We start from the raw sequence: 16471 nt of genomic DNA, 5'->3' as shown, positions 1-16471 counted from the left end.
TCTTGGCAATTACCTCGACTGAACTTTCATCAGTTAGTATGGTCCAGCTTAGCTGGACGCACTGCATTGTGCATTGTTCATCATGCATTGTGCATTGTGCATTGTCTTTAAACTACATCTCTTTCTTTATCCCTCTACTAATTGTGTTTCTATAATCAATAAATTCATAAACATCCTCATCAAATAGTTCTGAGAATTCTTTAAGTTTTTCAATCTGCAAGTCTTCAATAGCTATTTTATTATCTTCGCAATAAATAACAATTGACCCTATAACTCCGTGAGCATCTCTAAAAGGCATTCCTTTATTTACAAGATAGTCTGCTCCTTCTGTTGCATTTAAAAATCCTTTTTTAACTGCATTATACATATTTTCTTCTTTCACTTTAATTCCATCTAACATATTCCACATTACTCTTATACATTTTAATGTTGTATCCACAGAATCAAAGAAAGTTTCTTTATCTTCTTGCATATCTTTATTATAAGCAAGAGGTATCCCTTTCATAGTAGTTAAAAGACCCATCAAATCACCATAAACCCTACCAGTTTTTCCTCTTATAAGTTCCGCTGCATCGGGATTTTTCTTTTGCGGCATTATACTACTTCCTGTTGAAAACTCATCACTTATTTGTATAAAATCAAATTCCTTAGAACTCCATAAGATCAATTCTTCACTAAGTCTACTCAAATGCATCATAATTATTGAAAAATTGGACATAAGCTCTAGCATATAATCTCTATCACTAACTCCATCTAGAAAGTTATCAACAGCTTTATCAAAACCTAACTCTTTTGCTGTGAATTCTCTGTCAGTATTATACGTAGTACCAGCAAGTGCACAACATCCAAGTGGACTTGCATTCATAATAGAAAGTGAATTTTTTACCCTTTTTAAATCCCTACTAAACATACTATAATAAGCCATCATATGATGTGTAAATGTAACTACTTGCGCCCTTTGAAGATGAGTATACCCTGGCATAATAACATGGTTTTTATCACCAATTTCTTTAAGTGCTCTCATCAATTCTTTAATTTCATCAGCAATCTCATTGGCTACTTTCTTAGCATACAATCTAGCATCAACAGCTACCTGATCATTTCTGCTCCTTGCAGTATGTAGTTTTTTTCCTACTTGCCCAATCCTCTTAATTAAGTTAGTTTCTACAAATGAGTGAATATCTTCATAATCACCTTCAATTAGCAACGCTTCATTTTCAATATCATTGAGAATAGAATTTAATCCATCAATAATCTCATCTCTTTCTTTATCCGTTAAAATATTTTGTTTTGCAAGCATTTTAACATGTGCAATACTCCCTGTAATATCTTCATAATATAATTTTCTATCAAAAATTAGAGAACTATTAAAATCCTCCATAAGTTTGCTTTCCTTGTCTTTAAATCGTCCACCCCAAAGTTTCATAAAAACACCCCTTTTTTTAATTTGGCTATATTTTAAAAAATTGTTGATAATCATAGATTATGTTTTTATATAAGGTATTTGTTGTTGATTAATGTGCAATTTGCAATGTGCAGTGTGCAATTATTGATGATTCTCCTCGTTCCTCAGAGAATCTTTTATTTATTTAATTAAAGATTTTCTTACCTATGGTAAGAAAATCAACCTTAATTGTGCATTGTGCATTGTGCATTGTGCATTGTATTATGTACATTTATTAGAATTATCACCTTACTCTAAAATAAATACCATATATAAAAACAGAACTAATTTATTATTTTCTATATTACCACAAATGTAATACAAAATACACTTATGCCCCAAAAATATACTTATGTATGAAATAAAAAGTTGCCAGCCTATATACTTATAAGGCTGGCACAAAATTATATCTTTATATTTAAGGGAAAATATAAACTTATTTGTTAAATTTATAAGCTTTAATTTTACTTGGTAGTGAAAATAAATTTATAAATCCTTCTGCATCTTTGTGATCATATAAATCACTTGCTCCGAAAGATGAAATTCCTTCATCATAAAGGGCAAATTCAGATTCCTTAGAAGCTATCATAATATTTCCTTTGTAAAGCTTCAACTTCACTGTACCAGTAACGGTTTCTTGTGTTTTTTCTACAAAACTATCTAAAGCTTCTCTTAAAGTAGTAAACCACAATCCATTGTATACTAGTTCTCCATATTGTTGAGCTACTGAATATTTATAATGTAATGTATCTTTATCTATTGTTATTTGCTCTAATTCTTGATGTGCAGCGTATAAAACTGTTCCTGCTGGTGTCTCATACACTCCTCTTGACTTCATTCCTACTAATCTATTTTCAACAATATCAATTACGCCAATTCCGTTTTCGCCGGCAATTTTGTTAAGAATTTCTACAATTTCAATAGGTTCCATTTTTGAGCCATCCACTGCAATTGGTGTACCTTTTTCAAACTCTATTTCAACATAAGTAGCTTCATCTTTCGCAAGCTCTGGTGGTGTAACCATTTGGTACATATCTCTTTTATGCTCATTTGTTAAAATTTCTAAATCTCCACCTTCATGACTTAAATGCCATGCATTTTTATCTCTTGAATATATTTTTTCTTTTGTAACTGAAAGCTCTATACCTTTAGAATTTGCATAATCTATAGCATCTTCTCTAGATTTTATATCCCAAATTCTCCATGGTGCAATTATCTTAATAGTTGGGTCAATAGCTGCAATCCCTACTTCAAATCTTACTTGATCATTTCCTTTACCAGTACATCCGTGACAAATATATTTTGCTCCTTCTTTTTGAGCAATCTCAACTAATTTTTTTGCTATCAAAGGTCTTGCATATGATGTTCCTAAAAGATATTTCCCCTCATAAGCAGCATTTGCTTTCAATCCTTTAAAAACATAATCTTTAATAAATTCAGCAGCTACATCCTCAACATAAATTTTTTGTGCCCCTGATTTTATTGCTTTTACTTTTACAGCTTCATGATCGTCGCCCTGTCCTACATCCACACAAACAGCAATAACATCTAAATCATAATTTTCTTTAAGCCATGGAATTATTATTGATGTATCTAGTCCTCCTGAATACGCTAAAACCACTTTCTCTTTCATAATATATCCTCCCTTTATCCTCTAAAATAATTTTATATTTACCTGTAATCATTAACTTATTTCTTTATTTTAGAATAAATATTAACAATATCTATTCTTAATATTTTCTTTGATTAGTTGTCTAAAGCTATTATAATACATTATTTATATTTATGCAATAACTATTTATAAATATACATATTTTTTTTATTTTCTTCTTTAAACTATGTAATAACCTATGTTTTAGCGAATTATACATTATAAAACTGTATAATTATAATCATATATACAAATAATAAAGCCCTGCAATTCACAAGGCTTCACTTTATTACACTGAAAATATAATACAATTATTTTATTTAAACTTATAAAATCTTATTCAAAAATTCTTTCGTTCTTTCCTCTTTAGGGCTACTAAATATTTCATGAGGTGTTGCTTCTTCAACTATCTTTCCACCATCCATAAATATAACCCTATCAGCCACCTCTTTTGCAAATCCCATTTCATGAGTTACAACAACCATAGTCATTCCTTCTTTAGCTAAGTCCTTCATAACGTTCAAGACTTCCCCTACTAATTCTGGATCTAAAGCTGATGTCGGTTCATCAAAAAGCATTATATCTGGTTCCATATTAAGAGCTCTAGCTATAGCAACTCTTTGCTTTTGTCCTCCTGAAAGTTTTGATGGATAAACTTCTTCCTTATCACTTAGTCCAACTTTATCAATTATATGTTTTGCTCTTTTCATAACTTTATCTTTTTCTTCTTTTTTAACTGTTATAGGAGCTTCTATGACATTTCCCATTACCGTCATATGTGGAAACAAGTTGAACCCCTGAAAAACCATGCCCATTTTTTCAATTGTTTCTCTCATCTTAGCTTTATTTTTAATATCCAGTTTATCTCCTTCTATATGAACTTCACCACCAGTTGGCACTTCCAAATGATTAAGACATCTTAAAAATGTACTCTTCCCTGAACCCGATGGCCCTATTATTACAAGGACTTCACCTTTTCTAACTTTTACATCTAAGTTGTTAAATACCTCTAATTTACCAAAACTTTTTGACAATCCTTTTGTTTCTATCATCACGAAATCTTCCATTTCATTATACCCCCTTTATACTAATAAACAGATAATTTTTTCTCTATTCTAGCAAATGCTGTTGTAAATACTGTTGTCATAACTAAATAAAAACATGCTGCTAAGAAAAAAGGTTCAATTGCTCGTCCACTAGAGGACATTCTCAATTGTGCTTTTCTCATAAGTTCTTCCATTGCTATAGCAGAAACTAATGATGTATCTTTAAGCATAATTATAAACTCGTTACCAACAGCTGGTATAATATTTTTAAAAGTTTGTGGCAATATTACTCTTTTCATTGTCTGCATATATGTGAAACCTAGTGCCTTACAAGCTTCAAATTGACCTTTATCAATAGAAAGTATCCCACCTCTTATTATTTCAGCCATATAAGCACCAGAATTTAAACTCAAACCTACAATTGCTGCGGAAAACGGTTCTATAGGCAGCCCTATTTGAGGAAGTCCATAATATAAAACGAATAATTGCAATAATAGCGGTGTTCCTCTAAATATCCATGTATAAAATGTTGCTATTTTCGAAATAACTATATTTTTAGAAATTTTGCATAAGGCAATAATAATTCCTATTATCGTTCCAATAAAAACTGATAAAACTGTTAATTCAACTGTAACCAAACTTCCTTTAAGCAATATTGGAAAAATCTTTTCTAAAAGCTCTATCTTCATAATATTTCCCCCTAATTTATCTTTATGTAAACTAAATTATTGTTGAATCTATTAAAATCAATATAAATTAATTCTATTTTTCTATACAATAATTAATTATTTATATTCATATATCAAACTACCCTTGTACAATCTATACAAGGGTAGTAATACATACTTAATCTCTATTTTTTACTTGTATGCATCATATCCAAACCATTTAATTGATAATTCAGACATAGTTCCATCTTCAGTAAGTTCCTTTATTGCAGTATTAAAAGCTTCTGTTAATTCTACATCTTCTTGTCTTAAACCAATACCTATTGGTTCTTCACTAACCATTTCATCTAATACCTTAAATTTTGTTTCCTCATCTAACGCTAGGTAATATCCACCTACTTGAGCATCCATTATAACTGCGTCAACTCTACCATTTTTTAAATCCATTATAGCTTCTGGAATTTTATCATATTTCTTCAACTCTTCAGTAAAGCTTAAATTCTCTTCTGCTGCAATTTGTCCTGTAGTTCCCATTTGGCAACCCAAAACTTTTCCATCTAAATCTTCTTCTACGCTGATGTCAGAATCTTCAAGAGTAACAAGTATTTGTCCACCTAAAATATATGCATCTGTAAAACCAATACTTTCTTTTCTTTCATCAGTAACACTTAATGAAGATAAAATAATATCAAATTTCTTAGATTGAAGAGCAAGTAAAATACCGTTCCATTCAGTAGGTATAAATTCCATTTCTACCCCAAGTTTTTCTCCTAAAGCAGCCGCTAAATCTACATCAAAACCAACAAGATTATCCGAATCATCTCTGTACTCCATAGGTGGATATGAATCATCTACGCCTATAGTAATTACACCTAACTCTTGAACTCTTACTAAAGATCCATCGCCTTCTGCTTCCTCGTCAGTTGCTTCCCCATCTGTTTCATTTTCTACGGCAGTATTGCTATTATTACTAGTTTCTTCTTCTGTATTCCCTGCACATCCTGCAAGTACACTTAACCCTAAAATAACTGTCAACATCAATGCTAATATCTTTTTCATTTAATCTCCCCCTGAATATTAATTTATTACAAATTTAGTTTTAAACTAAATTTATCAACTTTTTTAATTATTTCTTTTGTAAATAAGTATGTTTATATTTATACACTTTTTTTAATATTTATTCAAGTATTTTTTTCACTAAACTTCTGTAGGACTTTTATCAATTTAATATATGTTTAAATGTATATTAATCAAAAACATTTTATTAATTAATATAATTATCTAACATTAAATATTATATCTATTATATTATCAATATGATAATTTTGCAAGTTTAATTTATAACTTTGCAAAATCTTTATGTTTGTATAAATACTTATATTGTGGGAAATAGTCCAGATATTTAAACTAAATAAATTTAAAAATAAAAGTCACAGTGGCAAATAAAAAAGAACCCTTTAAAAGAGTTCTTCTATAAAAAATATTAAATTTCATTCTAATTTTGGTCTACATCAATTTCCTATAAGTTTTTAATTACTTCTTCTGTAAACTCAGTAGTTGACGAATTACCAACAACATCTGGAGTAGCTACCTTCTGCTCTCTTATAACTTTAGCTACTGCTGCATCAATTTTATCAGCTATTTCTATTTCACCTAGATATCTAAGCATCATAACACCTGTTAATATTGCAGCTGTTGGGTTTGCTATGTTCTTCCCAGCTATATCAGGTGCTGAACCATGGACTGCTTCAAAAACAGCAATATCTTCACCAATATTTGCACCAGGTACTATTCCAAGTCCTCCAACCATTCCAGATGCTAAATCTGAAACTATATCCCCAAATAAATTAGGAAGAACAAGAACATTAAAATCATTAGGATTCTGAACTAATTTCATACACAAAGCATCAACTATTTTATCATCAAATTTTATATCACTGTAGTCCTCACTTATCTCCCTACAACATCTTAAAAATAGACCGTCTGTAAATTTCATTATATTAGCCTTATGAACAGCCGTAACTTTGTCTCTATTCTCTCGTTTTGCTAAATCGAAGGCAAATTTAGCAATCCTTCTACTAGCCTTACCTGTTATTACTCTTATAGTTTCAGCAGCATCATCACCAACATTATGCTCAATACCTGCATATAATCCTTCTGTATTCTCTCTAACAATAACTAAATCAATATCCTCATACCTTGAAGCTATTCCCTCGTAAGATTTTATAGGTCTTACATTTGCATATAAATTTAAAGCTTGCCTTATTGCAACATTAACACTCCTAAACCCAACGCCAATAGGAGTTGTTATAGGTCCTTTCATTGCAATTTTATTCTTTTTAATACTATCTAGTACCATTTCTGGTAATGGTGTTCCATATTCATCCATAACAGCCGCACCTGCTTCTACGACCTCCCAATTGATATCTGCACCAGCCGCATCCAAAACCTCTCTAGCAGCAGTCATAACTTCTGGTCCAATCCCATCACCAGGAATCAGTGTAATATTATATGACATTTTTTGTCCCCCTTTTCCTATGAATTTCTTTTTTTGCATAAATTATATATCTATAATTCATTTAAATACCTTTTTCTATTTTTTCCCTTATTATAATTATGCTAAAGCATGTATATTTATGTTGTATTAGGTTTTTTACATTTACAAACCTTCATTTTTCCTTTAAATACATTATTATATTAACATAAATTCGAAATTTAATCAAAGTTTTTTGCAGTTTTAATTTATAAATATTTCATTTTATAATACAGCGTACAAAAACACCAGACAAATCAATCTGGTGTTTTTATATTTTTTTCTATCATATTTTTTAATTCTGATGATATTCCCTTTACTTCTTCTCTTGATAATTTATCAATATAAACTGGTTTTCCTATTATAATATTAATTTGTCCTTTTTTCATTCTATACTTATTTCCCTCTAAATACTTGTATGAACCATCTATAGTAACAGGTACTATTGGTGCTTTCGCCTTTAACGCCATTTTTAAACTTCCTTTTTTAAATTCATTCATCTTAGGCCCTTTACTTCTTGTTCCCTCTGGAAATATCAACATAGAATGTCCATTCTTTATATTTTGTGCTCCCTCATTGATTGCTCTTAAAGAATCTCTAATATCTTCTCTATTAATAAATATGCATTTTATTTGTTTCATCCACTTGCTAATAATATTATGCTTCTCAATTTCCTTTTTTGCAATTACGCCAAAAGGTTTGTCTATATATCCAATTGTAGCCGGAATATCAAAATATCCTTGATGATTAGAGACGAAACAACAAGCTTCTTCCGGTATATTTTCTCTGCCCTCAACATTTACTTTTATTCCAGATACCTTTAGAAATTTTCGCCCCCATTCCATAACTTTAATATGTATGTATTCCTCTGCTTCTTCAAATCTTTCTTGTTTTTTTAGTTTATTTATTTTAATCATCTTAAAATTCGAAAACAACATAAAAAACAGAAAGTACGGATACGCTAATATAGTTCTCATATAAATCTCCTCACCTTTTTTTTATATTAAATGTGCAATTTGCAATGTTCAATTTGCAAATTGCAAATTGCAAATTGCAAATTGCTAATTGCTAATTGCTAATTGCTAATTAATATCCCACATCTTATTATAATGATTTTTTTCTATTTCTTCAAATACAATAATATAAAAATCGTATTTTTTTATTTTGGACTAAAAATAAAGAATATGATAAAATTAACTGAGAATAGAGTGAGGTGAATAGATGAAGAAAAATAAAAAGATAAATAGTTTAATATCTGCAATAGTAATAATAGCAGTTGGTTTTTTATACGTATTTGGCTTTATAGACCTTGGTTCCAACTCTGACAAAATAATAATAGATACAGACGGAAAACTTATAGTGCACTATATAGATGTTGGTCAAGGTGATTCTATGCTCCTACAAGCTGATGGTATGAATATGCTTATAGATGCTGGTTCAAAATCAGCTAAAGATGAGCTTTTGAATTACCTTGATAACCTTGATATAAAAAAATTAGACTATATAATAGCCACTCATCCTCATGAAGACCATATAGGTAATATGAGTTATGTTATTGACAAATATGATATTGGTACTATTTATGCACCAAAGAAAACAACAACTACAGATACATATAAGGCTATGATAAAAGCTATATCAAATGCTGACAAAAAGATAACTGTTGCTAAAGCTGGCAAAGAATTTATATTTGGCAATGATGTTCATTGTCAAATAGTTGCACCAAACAGCACATCATATGATGATACAAATAATTATTCAGTTGTTATGAAAGTTACATTTGGGAAAACAAGCTTTCTATTTACAGGAGATGCAGAAAAAGAAAGTGAAGATCAAATTTTAGAAAATAATTTCTATATAAACTCTGATGTACTAAAACTAGGCCATCATGGTAGTACCACATCGACAACTGATGAATTTCTAATGAAAGTTGATCCTAAAATAGCAATCATAACTGTAGGCGAAGATAATGATTATGGTCATCCACACAAAGAAATTATAGATAAATTAGAAAAAGAAAATATTCAAATATTTAGAACAGATAAAGATGGTACTATTGTTTTAGAGAGTGATGGAGAAAAAATAATAAACTTAAGAGGTGAATAAAATGAATCCAATAGCTTTTAATTTATTTGGTTATGATATACGGTGGTATGGTATTTTGATTAGTATAGGTATTTTATTGGGATTGCTTTTAGCCCAAATTCAATGTAAGTACTACGAAGAAGATTTTGATAAAGTAACTGATATATTTCTAGTAGGACTTCCTATAGCTATTATAGGAGCAAGACTTTATTATGTGATTTTTAGTTGGAGCTATTACAGCCAAAACCCTTCTCAAATCATTAATATAAGAGGCGGCGGACTTGCCATTCATGGTGGAATAATTGGAGCTGCCCTAGTATCATATTTTATGAGTAAACATAAAAATATTAGTTTTCCTAGACTTTTAGATATAATTGCACCTTCATTTCTTTTAGGCCAAACAATTGGTAGATGGGGAAATTTCATGAATGGCGAAGCACATGGAGGTGCCGTTACAGAACAGTTCATATCAAAATTCCCTGAATTTATTCAAAAAGGAATGCTTATAAACGGAACCTATTATCATCCTACTTTCTTGTATGAATCAATTTGGAATTTTTTAGGGCTACTAATTCTAATCATTATAAGTAGAAAAATATATAATTTTAAAAAGGGCGGTATATTCGCTATCTATTTAATATATTATTCAATAGGAAGATTCTTTATCGAAGGTTTGAGGACAGACCAGCTAACAATGGGAATTATACCAATAGCCCAGTTAGTAAGTGTACTATCAATAATAGGTGGCCTTGCTTTTCTATTACTCGGTAACAAACAAAAGAGCAAATATCATCTATAAGTTCTTGACAAGATGATTATATCATTGTATAATCATCTTGTTGATTTTTTTAATAACATTTATGCCGAAGTGGCGGAACTGGCAGACGCACAGGACTTAAAATCCTGCGGTGCTAAAACACCGTACCGGTTCGATTCCGGTCTTCGGCACCAAAAAGATTCTTAGATATTATATCTAAGAATCTTTTTTATATCTTTAATTTACTGCAATACTCTTTTAAAATATTCGCTATGTCTTAAAATATTGTTGAAATTATTAAATTATTTAAATTAATTTAATAATCAAAGATTTTCTGACCAAAGGGAAAAAAATCATCCTTAATTGTGAATCGTGCATTGTGCATTAATTATGTTCTTCCCTCAAAATTAACCTAATGCCACATCTAAAATCATCATTACTGAAAATCCAATCATACATCCAATCGTTGCAATATCTGTTTTGCTTGGTCCTTCACCCTGTTGGGCTTCTGGGATCAATTCTTCAACAACAACATAAATCATAGCCCCAGCCGCAAATGCCAATGCATATGGAAGAATATGTTGCATAGATACAACCGTTATAGCTCCAATAACACCTGCAATAGGCTCTACTACCCCTGATGCCTGTCCATACATAAAGGATTTCCTTCGCGATAAACCTTCTCGTCTAAGGGGTATTGAAACTGCAGCTCCTTCCGGAAAGTTTTGTAGCCCAATACCAATTGCTAAAGCAACTGCCCCTGCTAAGGAGGCTGAAGGTAATCCATAAGCAACAGCTCCAAAAGCGACCCCTACTGCAAGTCCTTCAGGAATATTGTGCAAAGTTATTGCAAGTACAAGAAGTATACTTCTTTGCCAGCTCGTTTTAATCCCCTCGGCTTCTGAAGTATCAAGTCCCATATGTAAATGAGGTAATAATTTGTCCACCGAAAACAAAAATGCTCCACCAGCTAAAAAACCTATAGCAGCTGTAACCCAAGCTACTTGACCCAAATCTTCTGCCATATCAATTGCAGGTGCCAAAAGCGACCAAAAACTTGCTGCAATCATTACTCCTGCTGCAAAGCCTAGCATACCATTTAACAAATTTTTATTAATTTTTTTAAAGAAAAATACTAAAGAAGCTCCTAGAGCTGTAACTCCCCAAGTAAAAAGCGTTCCAATTAACGCTTGCCTTATTGGCGAAAATTGTGATAGCCATTCCAACATATTCTTTCCTCCTATACTACTATAATTATTTGTATATATTATAACATAAATTATTAATAAATAACTTATGTTACTTTATTATTCAAATTCTATCAACAGAAGTATTTTGTACTAAATCTGATATCTGATCAGATTTTATTCTGAAATGGCATCCAATTAATTAAATATATTATTAAGCAGTTTGCTATTTTTAAATATCAAGTTCTTCTTTTGTATAATATGCAATACCTATTGCACCCGGTCCAACATGTGTACCTATAACAGGGCCAATGGGTGTAACTTCTATAATTTTACCCGTCATTTCATTAATTAGCTTTGCAACTTTTCTAGCTTCTTCTTCACAATTTATATGATGAACTATAGCTTCTCCAAATCCAAATTTTTCGATATCCCCTAAAAACACATCTATTATCTTTGCTAAAGCTTTTTTCGAAGTCCTTACTTTGCTCAAAACAGCTGTTTTCCCATCAATTACAGTAAGTATTGGTTTAATTTGAAGAATACCACCTATAAGTGCACTTGCAGAACCAATTCTACCACCTTTTTTCAAATATTCTAATGTATCAGGAATAAAAATAAACTTACTGGATTTTACATTTTTTTTCGTTTCGGTAATAACATTTTCAAAAGATTGTCCTTCTTTTGATGCCTTTGCAGCAGCAAGGGCTGCAAATCCCAATTGCATACAATTCGAACGCGAATCTAATATTTCTATTTTAGCTTCTGGGTATTTTTCTAAAACTATGTTCTTAGCAAGCATAGCAGTAGAATATGTTCCACTCATATCAGATGAAATAAATATACCCACTATATCATTACCTTTAACGACATTGTTCTCAAACAACTTACAAATGTCATCAATCGAAGGCTGTGAAGAAGTAGGTATCTTATCTTCTTTTTTTAATTTATCATAAAATTCTATATTGCTAATCTCTGTCTCTTTAAAGGATGTATTGCCAAATATTACACTTAATGATACAATTTCTATTTCATATTTTCGAATTAATTCCTTTGGAATATACGAAGTGCTATCAGTTACTATTTTTATTGTCATCTAAACCATCACCTAACTATTTTTAGTATATTTAGACCTATTATATCATATTTTTCATTAATGAAAAACTAAACTTATTACAACCTTTTTTTAATGGATAATTTGCAATTTGCAATGTTCAATTTGCAATTGCGGATGATTTCCTTAATTGCAAATTTCAAATTGCAAATTTATAATTGTTATATGAATTGGAAATTGTTTATACAGTTATATAAAGTAAAACTGTCATTAGAAAAAAGAAGATTACTATAGAAAGACAAATATAGTTAAAACTCAACTCTATTTCCCTTACTTTGTTAAGCAGCTTAGATTTCAATATAATAAAATTATATATGATAACCCCCGCTATAATGCTAATAATATAGACTTGACCTTTATGAATATATGATCCAACACTTATATGATTCTCTTGCGAGAATAAAAATAATATAATCTCCTCACCAAATATTCCTCCTAAAAAGCAAATAGCTCCTAATGTCAATACCACTAGTTTTTTATTAAAAGATATATTCTCAGATTCTACGATACCAAAATTACTGTTTACTCTTATAGTATCTATTATAGATTTATCACTTTCCTGTAAAATATTATCAATATTCTTTTTTTTCATAAATAAATTGCTAAATTTATTTATATAAATATTATCGCCACTATTAAATAACATAGAAGAATATTTTACATAATATATTATTGTGCCTAAATTCACAAAAATAATTGCATACTCCATAAAAGTTCCAACTGTGCCCTTTTGAATTAAATACTTTGAAACACTCCCATTAAAAAGTGGGGCCCCTGTTACTCCAAGTATAGCTAAAATAGTAGCTATAGATATCAATGGCATTCTCTTGAATACCCCTCTTATTTCATATATATTTCTAGTTTTATACTCTTCAATAATTAATCCAGCAGTTAAGAAAAGAACGGATTTAAAAATAGCATGATTTAATAAATGATATATCCCACCCCAATAAGAATAGGTATTGGGATAATTTATCCCAATCATTATAAGTCCAATTTGCGAAACAGTAGAGTATGCAAGTATAAGCTTTATATCTGTTTGAGCCAAGGCAAAAAAGAAACCTATAACACCTGTTAAAAGTCCTAATATGAGAAAAATATTCCCTGTATCAAATACTGGTGAAAACATAAATTGCATTCTTATAAATAAATATATGCCCGTTTTAACATATAATCCTGATAAAATAGCCGAAACAATAGATGGTGCACTAGGAGTCCCATGTGCTTTAGGTAACCAGCTAAATAAAGGCATAAGAGCTGACTTTAACCCCACAGCTGTAATTATTAATGCATAAGGTAAAATCATTGATTTACTATTGTTTACGCTGCTCATTAATTCATTAATATTATATATATTCAAAACCCCGAAAACTTTATATAAATAGCCTATTCCAAATAAAAACATCGTCATTGCTGCAATATTTACTAAAAGATAAACCATTCCATCATAAATAGACCTTTTATCTTTCTTAAACATAATAAGAATACTCACTACCATAGTAGAAACTTCTAATAGTACATATATATTAAATAAATCTTCACTATAAAACACTCCAATAATTAAACCTTGCAAAATTAAAAACAAAAAAATAAATAAATGATTAATATAATCCTTGTCATAACTAAATATAAGCATGGATAAAAATAAGAAGAGTGTTAGAACTACCAAAATTGAAGATAAAATATCTGCTCTAAGGCCAATACCAATCGCTGAACTATACCCACCTAAAACTTGAACTACCGTACCCATAGATTTTACATAAATAAAATTCTTAAATGATAAAATCAATAATATTATTTGTATAAATATAACAAAAATCTTCATGTTTTTCTTAGGAAATAAATACATCAGTATAGCCACTAAAATAGGGATTAGTATAAAAATATATAAATCAATCATTGTTTATCCACCCTCTTCTTTTTAACTTTTTCCCAATTTGTCGTACCATATCTGTGATATAAAGTAATAAACATAGTAAGTGATACAGCTGTAACTGCAATTCCAATAACTATTGCCGTTATCATCAACGCTTGTGGTAACGGGTCTGCAACAGGACCTTCAATGCCTACCCCTATAGGAACTTTTGCCCCTATTTCATAATTTATAGTGACAAAAAATAAAATTATCGCAGTTTGAATAACCCCTAGTGAAATTATAGTTTTAATTATATTACGTCTTGCTATTAATCCATAAAATCCAATAAAGAACAATATAATACTAACAGTTTCTCCATTTATAAAATCTAGATTAAACATAAATTCACCTACTTTCATAAAAAACAAATCTTATAAATATAATCGATAATCCGCAAAACACTTTAAATCCGATTAATGAATTCATTAAAACAAGATAAGACTCCTTTAAAAAAGCAAACTCATTATTTAGCCCTAAAATAATAAATAGTGTCCCTATCAATAAAATAAATAAAAAAGTGAACTTTTCTAGTCTCTGTAGTAAATATAAATTGATATTTTGGGCTGGGTTAATTAAATATCTAATTATAAATAGAGCTGACAAAACTGCTCCACCTTGGAATCCACCACCAGGAGACTTATGTCCATTTACTATTATATAAATACCAAAAGTTAAAATGAATGGATATAGCAAAACTGATATTACAGAAATAATTTGCGAATCTTCCTTAGATATAATTCCCTTCTCTATAATTGGCTCCACATGTTCATCGCTATCATGCCTTGAAAAATGTATAATCCCGATTACACTAACAAGAAGCATTAAGGCTTCAAAAAAAGTATCATATAATCTATAATCTAAATAAATTGATGTCACTATATTTTTAGAAGAAGTGTCTTTGAATGCATTTTCCAGATAATAATAGCGACTTCCCCCTGCTACCAACTCAATTTCACTATAGTACAGAAAAATAAAAAGAGAGGCTATAATAATCATAAATAGGCCAACAACTAATTTTCTTTCTAAAGATCTAATTTTCATTTAAAACCTCCTCTTCCTTTATTTTATCAACAACAAGATGAAGTTCTGAATCACATTCAAAACAAATAAAATCTTCTAGACCTTCAATCAAATAGTTATCTTCATTACAGTAAATAGTTAAATCATTACCATTTTGAACAACAATAAGGTCATAATCATGCTCATCTTTTATATGCTCAACTTTCTCAGAAGTATATATAACATGGGTTTCTAATTCCTTTTTTGAACAAAACTTTTCTATTAATCCAATAATATTCTCTCTTCTCTTTATTTTTTCTGGTTGGTGCTTCTCTCCTTCAACCAAATAATAAATAGAAAAAATCTTATATTTTTGTAGTGCTACCAAAAATAAAATAGTACTCAAAGTGCATCCCATTATTGCCTCTGCAATAGCAACATCTGGCGCACTGTACAAAAGATAGCAAAAGGAACTCACTAGAGAAAATATACCCATTAATATTATTGAAACTCTCATTTTCTTTGCATTTATTGCGCTATAGGCAAATATAATAGCTAAAATCAAAAATATTTTTAACACAATCATACCTCCTACTTTTCTCGAAATCCACTTTTATAAGCCGACCTAACAATAGAGTGAGTTGATACAGGATTTATTATAGTAACAATAATCATAATCAAAAATACTTTTAAAGAAAAGTAGTTAAATCCAGACCTCACTATTACCCCAATCATTAATAAAATAAACCCAACGGTATCTATAGTTGAAGCAGTGAGTATCCTAGCATAGAATTTATTAAATCTATAAATACCAACAACTCCAAAAATCATAAACACAACCCCAACTGTAATAAGAATATTTCCCGCTAGTTCCTGCATAAAACCCCTCCTTTTTTTAAAACAAGTGTGCAATTTGCAGAGTGCAGATTGCAGTTAAAAATTTAAAAGCTTATAACATTAAAATATTTAATAATACATTTAATATTTACTCTCTTCCTTTGGTTTTGCCTTTGGTTTTGCCTTTGGTTTTGCCTTTGGTTTTGCCTTTGGTTTTGCCTTTGGTTTTGCCTTT

Annotated in this window: 16 protein-coding genes and 1 tRNA gene; 3 read left to right on the top strand and 14 right to left on the bottom strand. The window is 30.0% G+C overall.

The features are described from left to right. Positions 1-112: 112 nt before the first annotated feature. From argH to ACVHXK_RS17300, 7 genes are all read right to left on the bottom strand, one after another. A complete protein-coding gene (gene argH / locus ACVHXK_RS17330) occupies positions 113-1426 on the bottom strand; it encodes an argininosuccinate lyase (protein ID WP_461207664.1) in 1314 nt (437 codons plus the stop codon). 454 nt (positions 1427-1880) lie between these two features. Beyond that, positions 1881-3077: an argininosuccinate synthase gene (locus ACVHXK_RS17325; RefSeq protein WP_461207663.1), complete on the bottom strand. Its 1197-nt coding sequence runs from the start codon at positions 3075-3077 to the stop codon at positions 1881-1883. 344 nt (positions 3078-3421) lie between these two features. Next, positions 3422-4162 carry an amino acid ABC transporter ATP-binding protein gene (locus ACVHXK_RS17320; RefSeq protein WP_461207662.1) on the bottom strand — a complete coding sequence of 247 codons (741 nt, stop codon included), beginning with the start codon at positions 4160-4162 and terminating at the stop codon, positions 3422-3424. A gap of 20 nt (positions 4163-4182) precedes the next feature. Next, positions 4183-4830 (bottom strand): amino acid ABC transporter permease, encoded by a 648-nt coding sequence (locus tag ACVHXK_RS17315; protein ID WP_461207661.1) that lies wholly within the window; start codon positions 4828-4830, stop codon positions 4183-4185. A gap of 171 nt (positions 4831-5001) precedes the next feature. After that, positions 5002-5868, bottom strand: coding sequence for an ABC transporter substrate-binding protein (locus tag ACVHXK_RS17310; RefSeq protein WP_461207660.1), 867 nt, complete (start codon positions 5866-5868; stop codon positions 5002-5004). Between the two features lie 460 nt (positions 5869-6328). Then, positions 6329-7327, bottom strand: a complete 999-nt coding sequence (locus tag ACVHXK_RS17305) for an isocitrate/isopropylmalate dehydrogenase family protein (protein WP_461207659.1) — start codon at positions 7325-7327, stop codon at positions 6329-6331. Between the two features lie 272 nt (positions 7328-7599). Then, a complete protein-coding gene (locus ACVHXK_RS17300; protein ID WP_461207658.1) occupies positions 7600-8319 on the bottom strand; it encodes a lysophospholipid acyltransferase family protein in 720 nt (239 codons plus the stop codon). Positions 8320-8563: 244 nt separating this feature from the next. On the opposite strand from ACVHXK_RS17300, the gene ACVHXK_RS17295 reads away from it, so the two are divergent. The 3 genes from ACVHXK_RS17295 to ACVHXK_RS17285 all read left to right on the top strand — a co-directional run bounded on the left by ACVHXK_RS17295 (position 8564) and on the right by ACVHXK_RS17285 (position 10378). Then, a complete protein-coding gene (locus ACVHXK_RS17295) occupies positions 8564-9448 on the top strand; it encodes a ComEC/Rec2 family competence protein (RefSeq protein WP_461207657.1) in 885 nt (294 codons plus the stop codon). 1 nt (position 9449) lies between these two features. Then, positions 9450-10226 (top strand): prolipoprotein diacylglyceryl transferase, encoded by a 777-nt coding sequence (gene lgt, locus ACVHXK_RS17290; protein WP_461207656.1) that lies wholly within the window; start codon positions 9450-9452, stop codon positions 10224-10226. Between the two features lie 63 nt (positions 10227-10289). Next, positions 10290-10378: transfer RNA gene (locus ACVHXK_RS17285), tRNA-Leu, on the top strand. A 213-nt stretch (positions 10379-10591) separates the two neighbouring features. On the opposite strand, the gene ACVHXK_RS17280 is transcribed toward ACVHXK_RS17285, so the two are convergent. The 7 genes from ACVHXK_RS17280 to mnhG all read right to left on the bottom strand — a co-directional run bounded on the left by ACVHXK_RS17280 (position 10592) and on the right by mnhG (position 16278). Beyond that, complete coding sequence (locus tag ACVHXK_RS17280; protein WP_461207655.1) at positions 10592-11413, bottom strand: ZIP family metal transporter; 822 nt, start codon at positions 11411-11413, stop codon at positions 10592-10594. Between the two features lie 190 nt (positions 11414-11603). Further along, positions 11604-12467, bottom strand: coding sequence for a DegV family protein (locus ACVHXK_RS17275; protein WP_461207654.1), 864 nt, complete (start codon positions 12465-12467; stop codon positions 11604-11606). 199 nt (positions 12468-12666) lie between these two features. Then, positions 12667-14385, bottom strand: coding sequence for a complex I subunit 5 family protein (locus ACVHXK_RS17270; protein ID WP_461207653.1), 1719 nt, complete (start codon positions 14383-14385; stop codon positions 12667-12669). Continuing rightward, positions 14382-14741, bottom strand: coding sequence for a sodium:proton antiporter (locus tag ACVHXK_RS17265; RefSeq protein WP_461207652.1), 360 nt, complete (start codon positions 14739-14741; stop codon positions 14382-14384). Before ACVHXK_RS17265 ends, ACVHXK_RS17270 begins: the two co-directional genes overlap by 4 nt. A 4-nt stretch (positions 14742-14745) precedes the next feature. Beyond that, complete coding sequence (locus tag ACVHXK_RS17260; protein WP_461207651.1) at positions 14746-15441, bottom strand: MnhB domain-containing protein; 696 nt, start codon at positions 15439-15441, stop codon at positions 14746-14748. Beyond that, positions 15431-15979, bottom strand: a complete 549-nt coding sequence (locus ACVHXK_RS17255; RefSeq protein ID WP_461207650.1) for a Na(+)/H(+) antiporter subunit B — start codon at positions 15977-15979, stop codon at positions 15431-15433. The genes ACVHXK_RS17260 and ACVHXK_RS17255 overlap by 11 nt, the downstream gene beginning before the upstream one ends. Before the next feature lie 11 nt (positions 15980-15990). Beyond that, positions 15991-16278: a monovalent cation/H(+) antiporter subunit G gene (gene mnhG / locus ACVHXK_RS17250; RefSeq protein WP_461207649.1), complete on the bottom strand. Its 288-nt coding sequence runs from the start codon at positions 16276-16278 to the stop codon at positions 15991-15993. Positions 16279-16471: the final 193 nt, after the last annotated feature.

This window comes from Clostridium sp. DL1XJH146, from assembly GCF_054819755.1.
Note: the sequence above shows the minus strand (reverse complement) of the source record. Positions and strands in the feature narration are given on the sequence as shown.

Coding starts and splice junctions, on each gene's coding strand:
- argH (WP_461207664.1), bottom strand. CDS start 1,426: ATGAAACTTTGGGGTGGACGATTTAAAGACAAGGAAAGCAAACTTATG.
- ACVHXK_RS17325 (WP_461207663.1), bottom strand. CDS start 3,077: ATGAAAGAGAAAGTGGTTTTAGCGTATTCAGGAGGACTAGATACATCA.
- ACVHXK_RS17320 (WP_461207662.1), bottom strand. CDS start 4,162: ATGGAAGATTTCGTGATGATAGAAACAAAAGGATTGTCAAAAAGTTTT.
- ACVHXK_RS17315 (WP_461207661.1), bottom strand. CDS start 4,830: ATGAAGATAGAGCTTTTAGAAAAGATTTTTCCAATATTGCTTAAAGGA.
- ACVHXK_RS17310 (WP_461207660.1), bottom strand. CDS start 5,868: ATGAAAAAGATATTAGCATTGATGTTGACAGTTATTTTAGGGTTAAGT.
- ACVHXK_RS17305 (WP_461207659.1), bottom strand. CDS start 7,327: ATGTCATATAATATTACACTGATTCCTGGTGATGGGATTGGACCAGAA.
- ACVHXK_RS17300 (WP_461207658.1), bottom strand. CDS start 8,319: ATGAGAACTATATTAGCGTATCCGTACTTTCTGTTTTTTATGTTGTTT.
- ACVHXK_RS17295 (WP_461207657.1), top strand. CDS start 8,564: ATGAAGAAAAATAAAAAGATAAATAGTTTAATATCTGCAATAGTAATA.
- lgt (WP_461207656.1), top strand. CDS start 9,450: ATGAATCCAATAGCTTTTAATTTATTTGGTTATGATATACGGTGGTAT.
- ACVHXK_RS17280 (WP_461207655.1), bottom strand. CDS start 11,413: ATGTTGGAATGGCTATCACAATTTTCGCCAATAAGGCAAGCGTTAATT.
- ACVHXK_RS17275 (WP_461207654.1), bottom strand. CDS start 12,467: ATGACAATAAAAATAGTAACTGATAGCACTTCGTATATTCCAAAGGAA.
- ACVHXK_RS17270 (WP_461207653.1), bottom strand. CDS start 14,385: ATGATTGATTTATATATTTTTATACTAATCCCTATTTTAGTGGCTATA.
- ACVHXK_RS17265 (WP_461207652.1), bottom strand. CDS start 14,741: ATGTTTAATCTAGATTTTATAAATGGAGAAACTGTTAGTATTATATTG.
- ACVHXK_RS17260 (WP_461207651.1), bottom strand. CDS start 15,441: ATGAAAATTAGATCTTTAGAAAGAAAATTAGTTGTTGGCCTATTTATG.
- mnhG (WP_461207649.1), bottom strand. CDS start 16,278: ATGCAGGAACTAGCGGGAAATATTCTTATTACAGTTGGGGTTGTGTTT.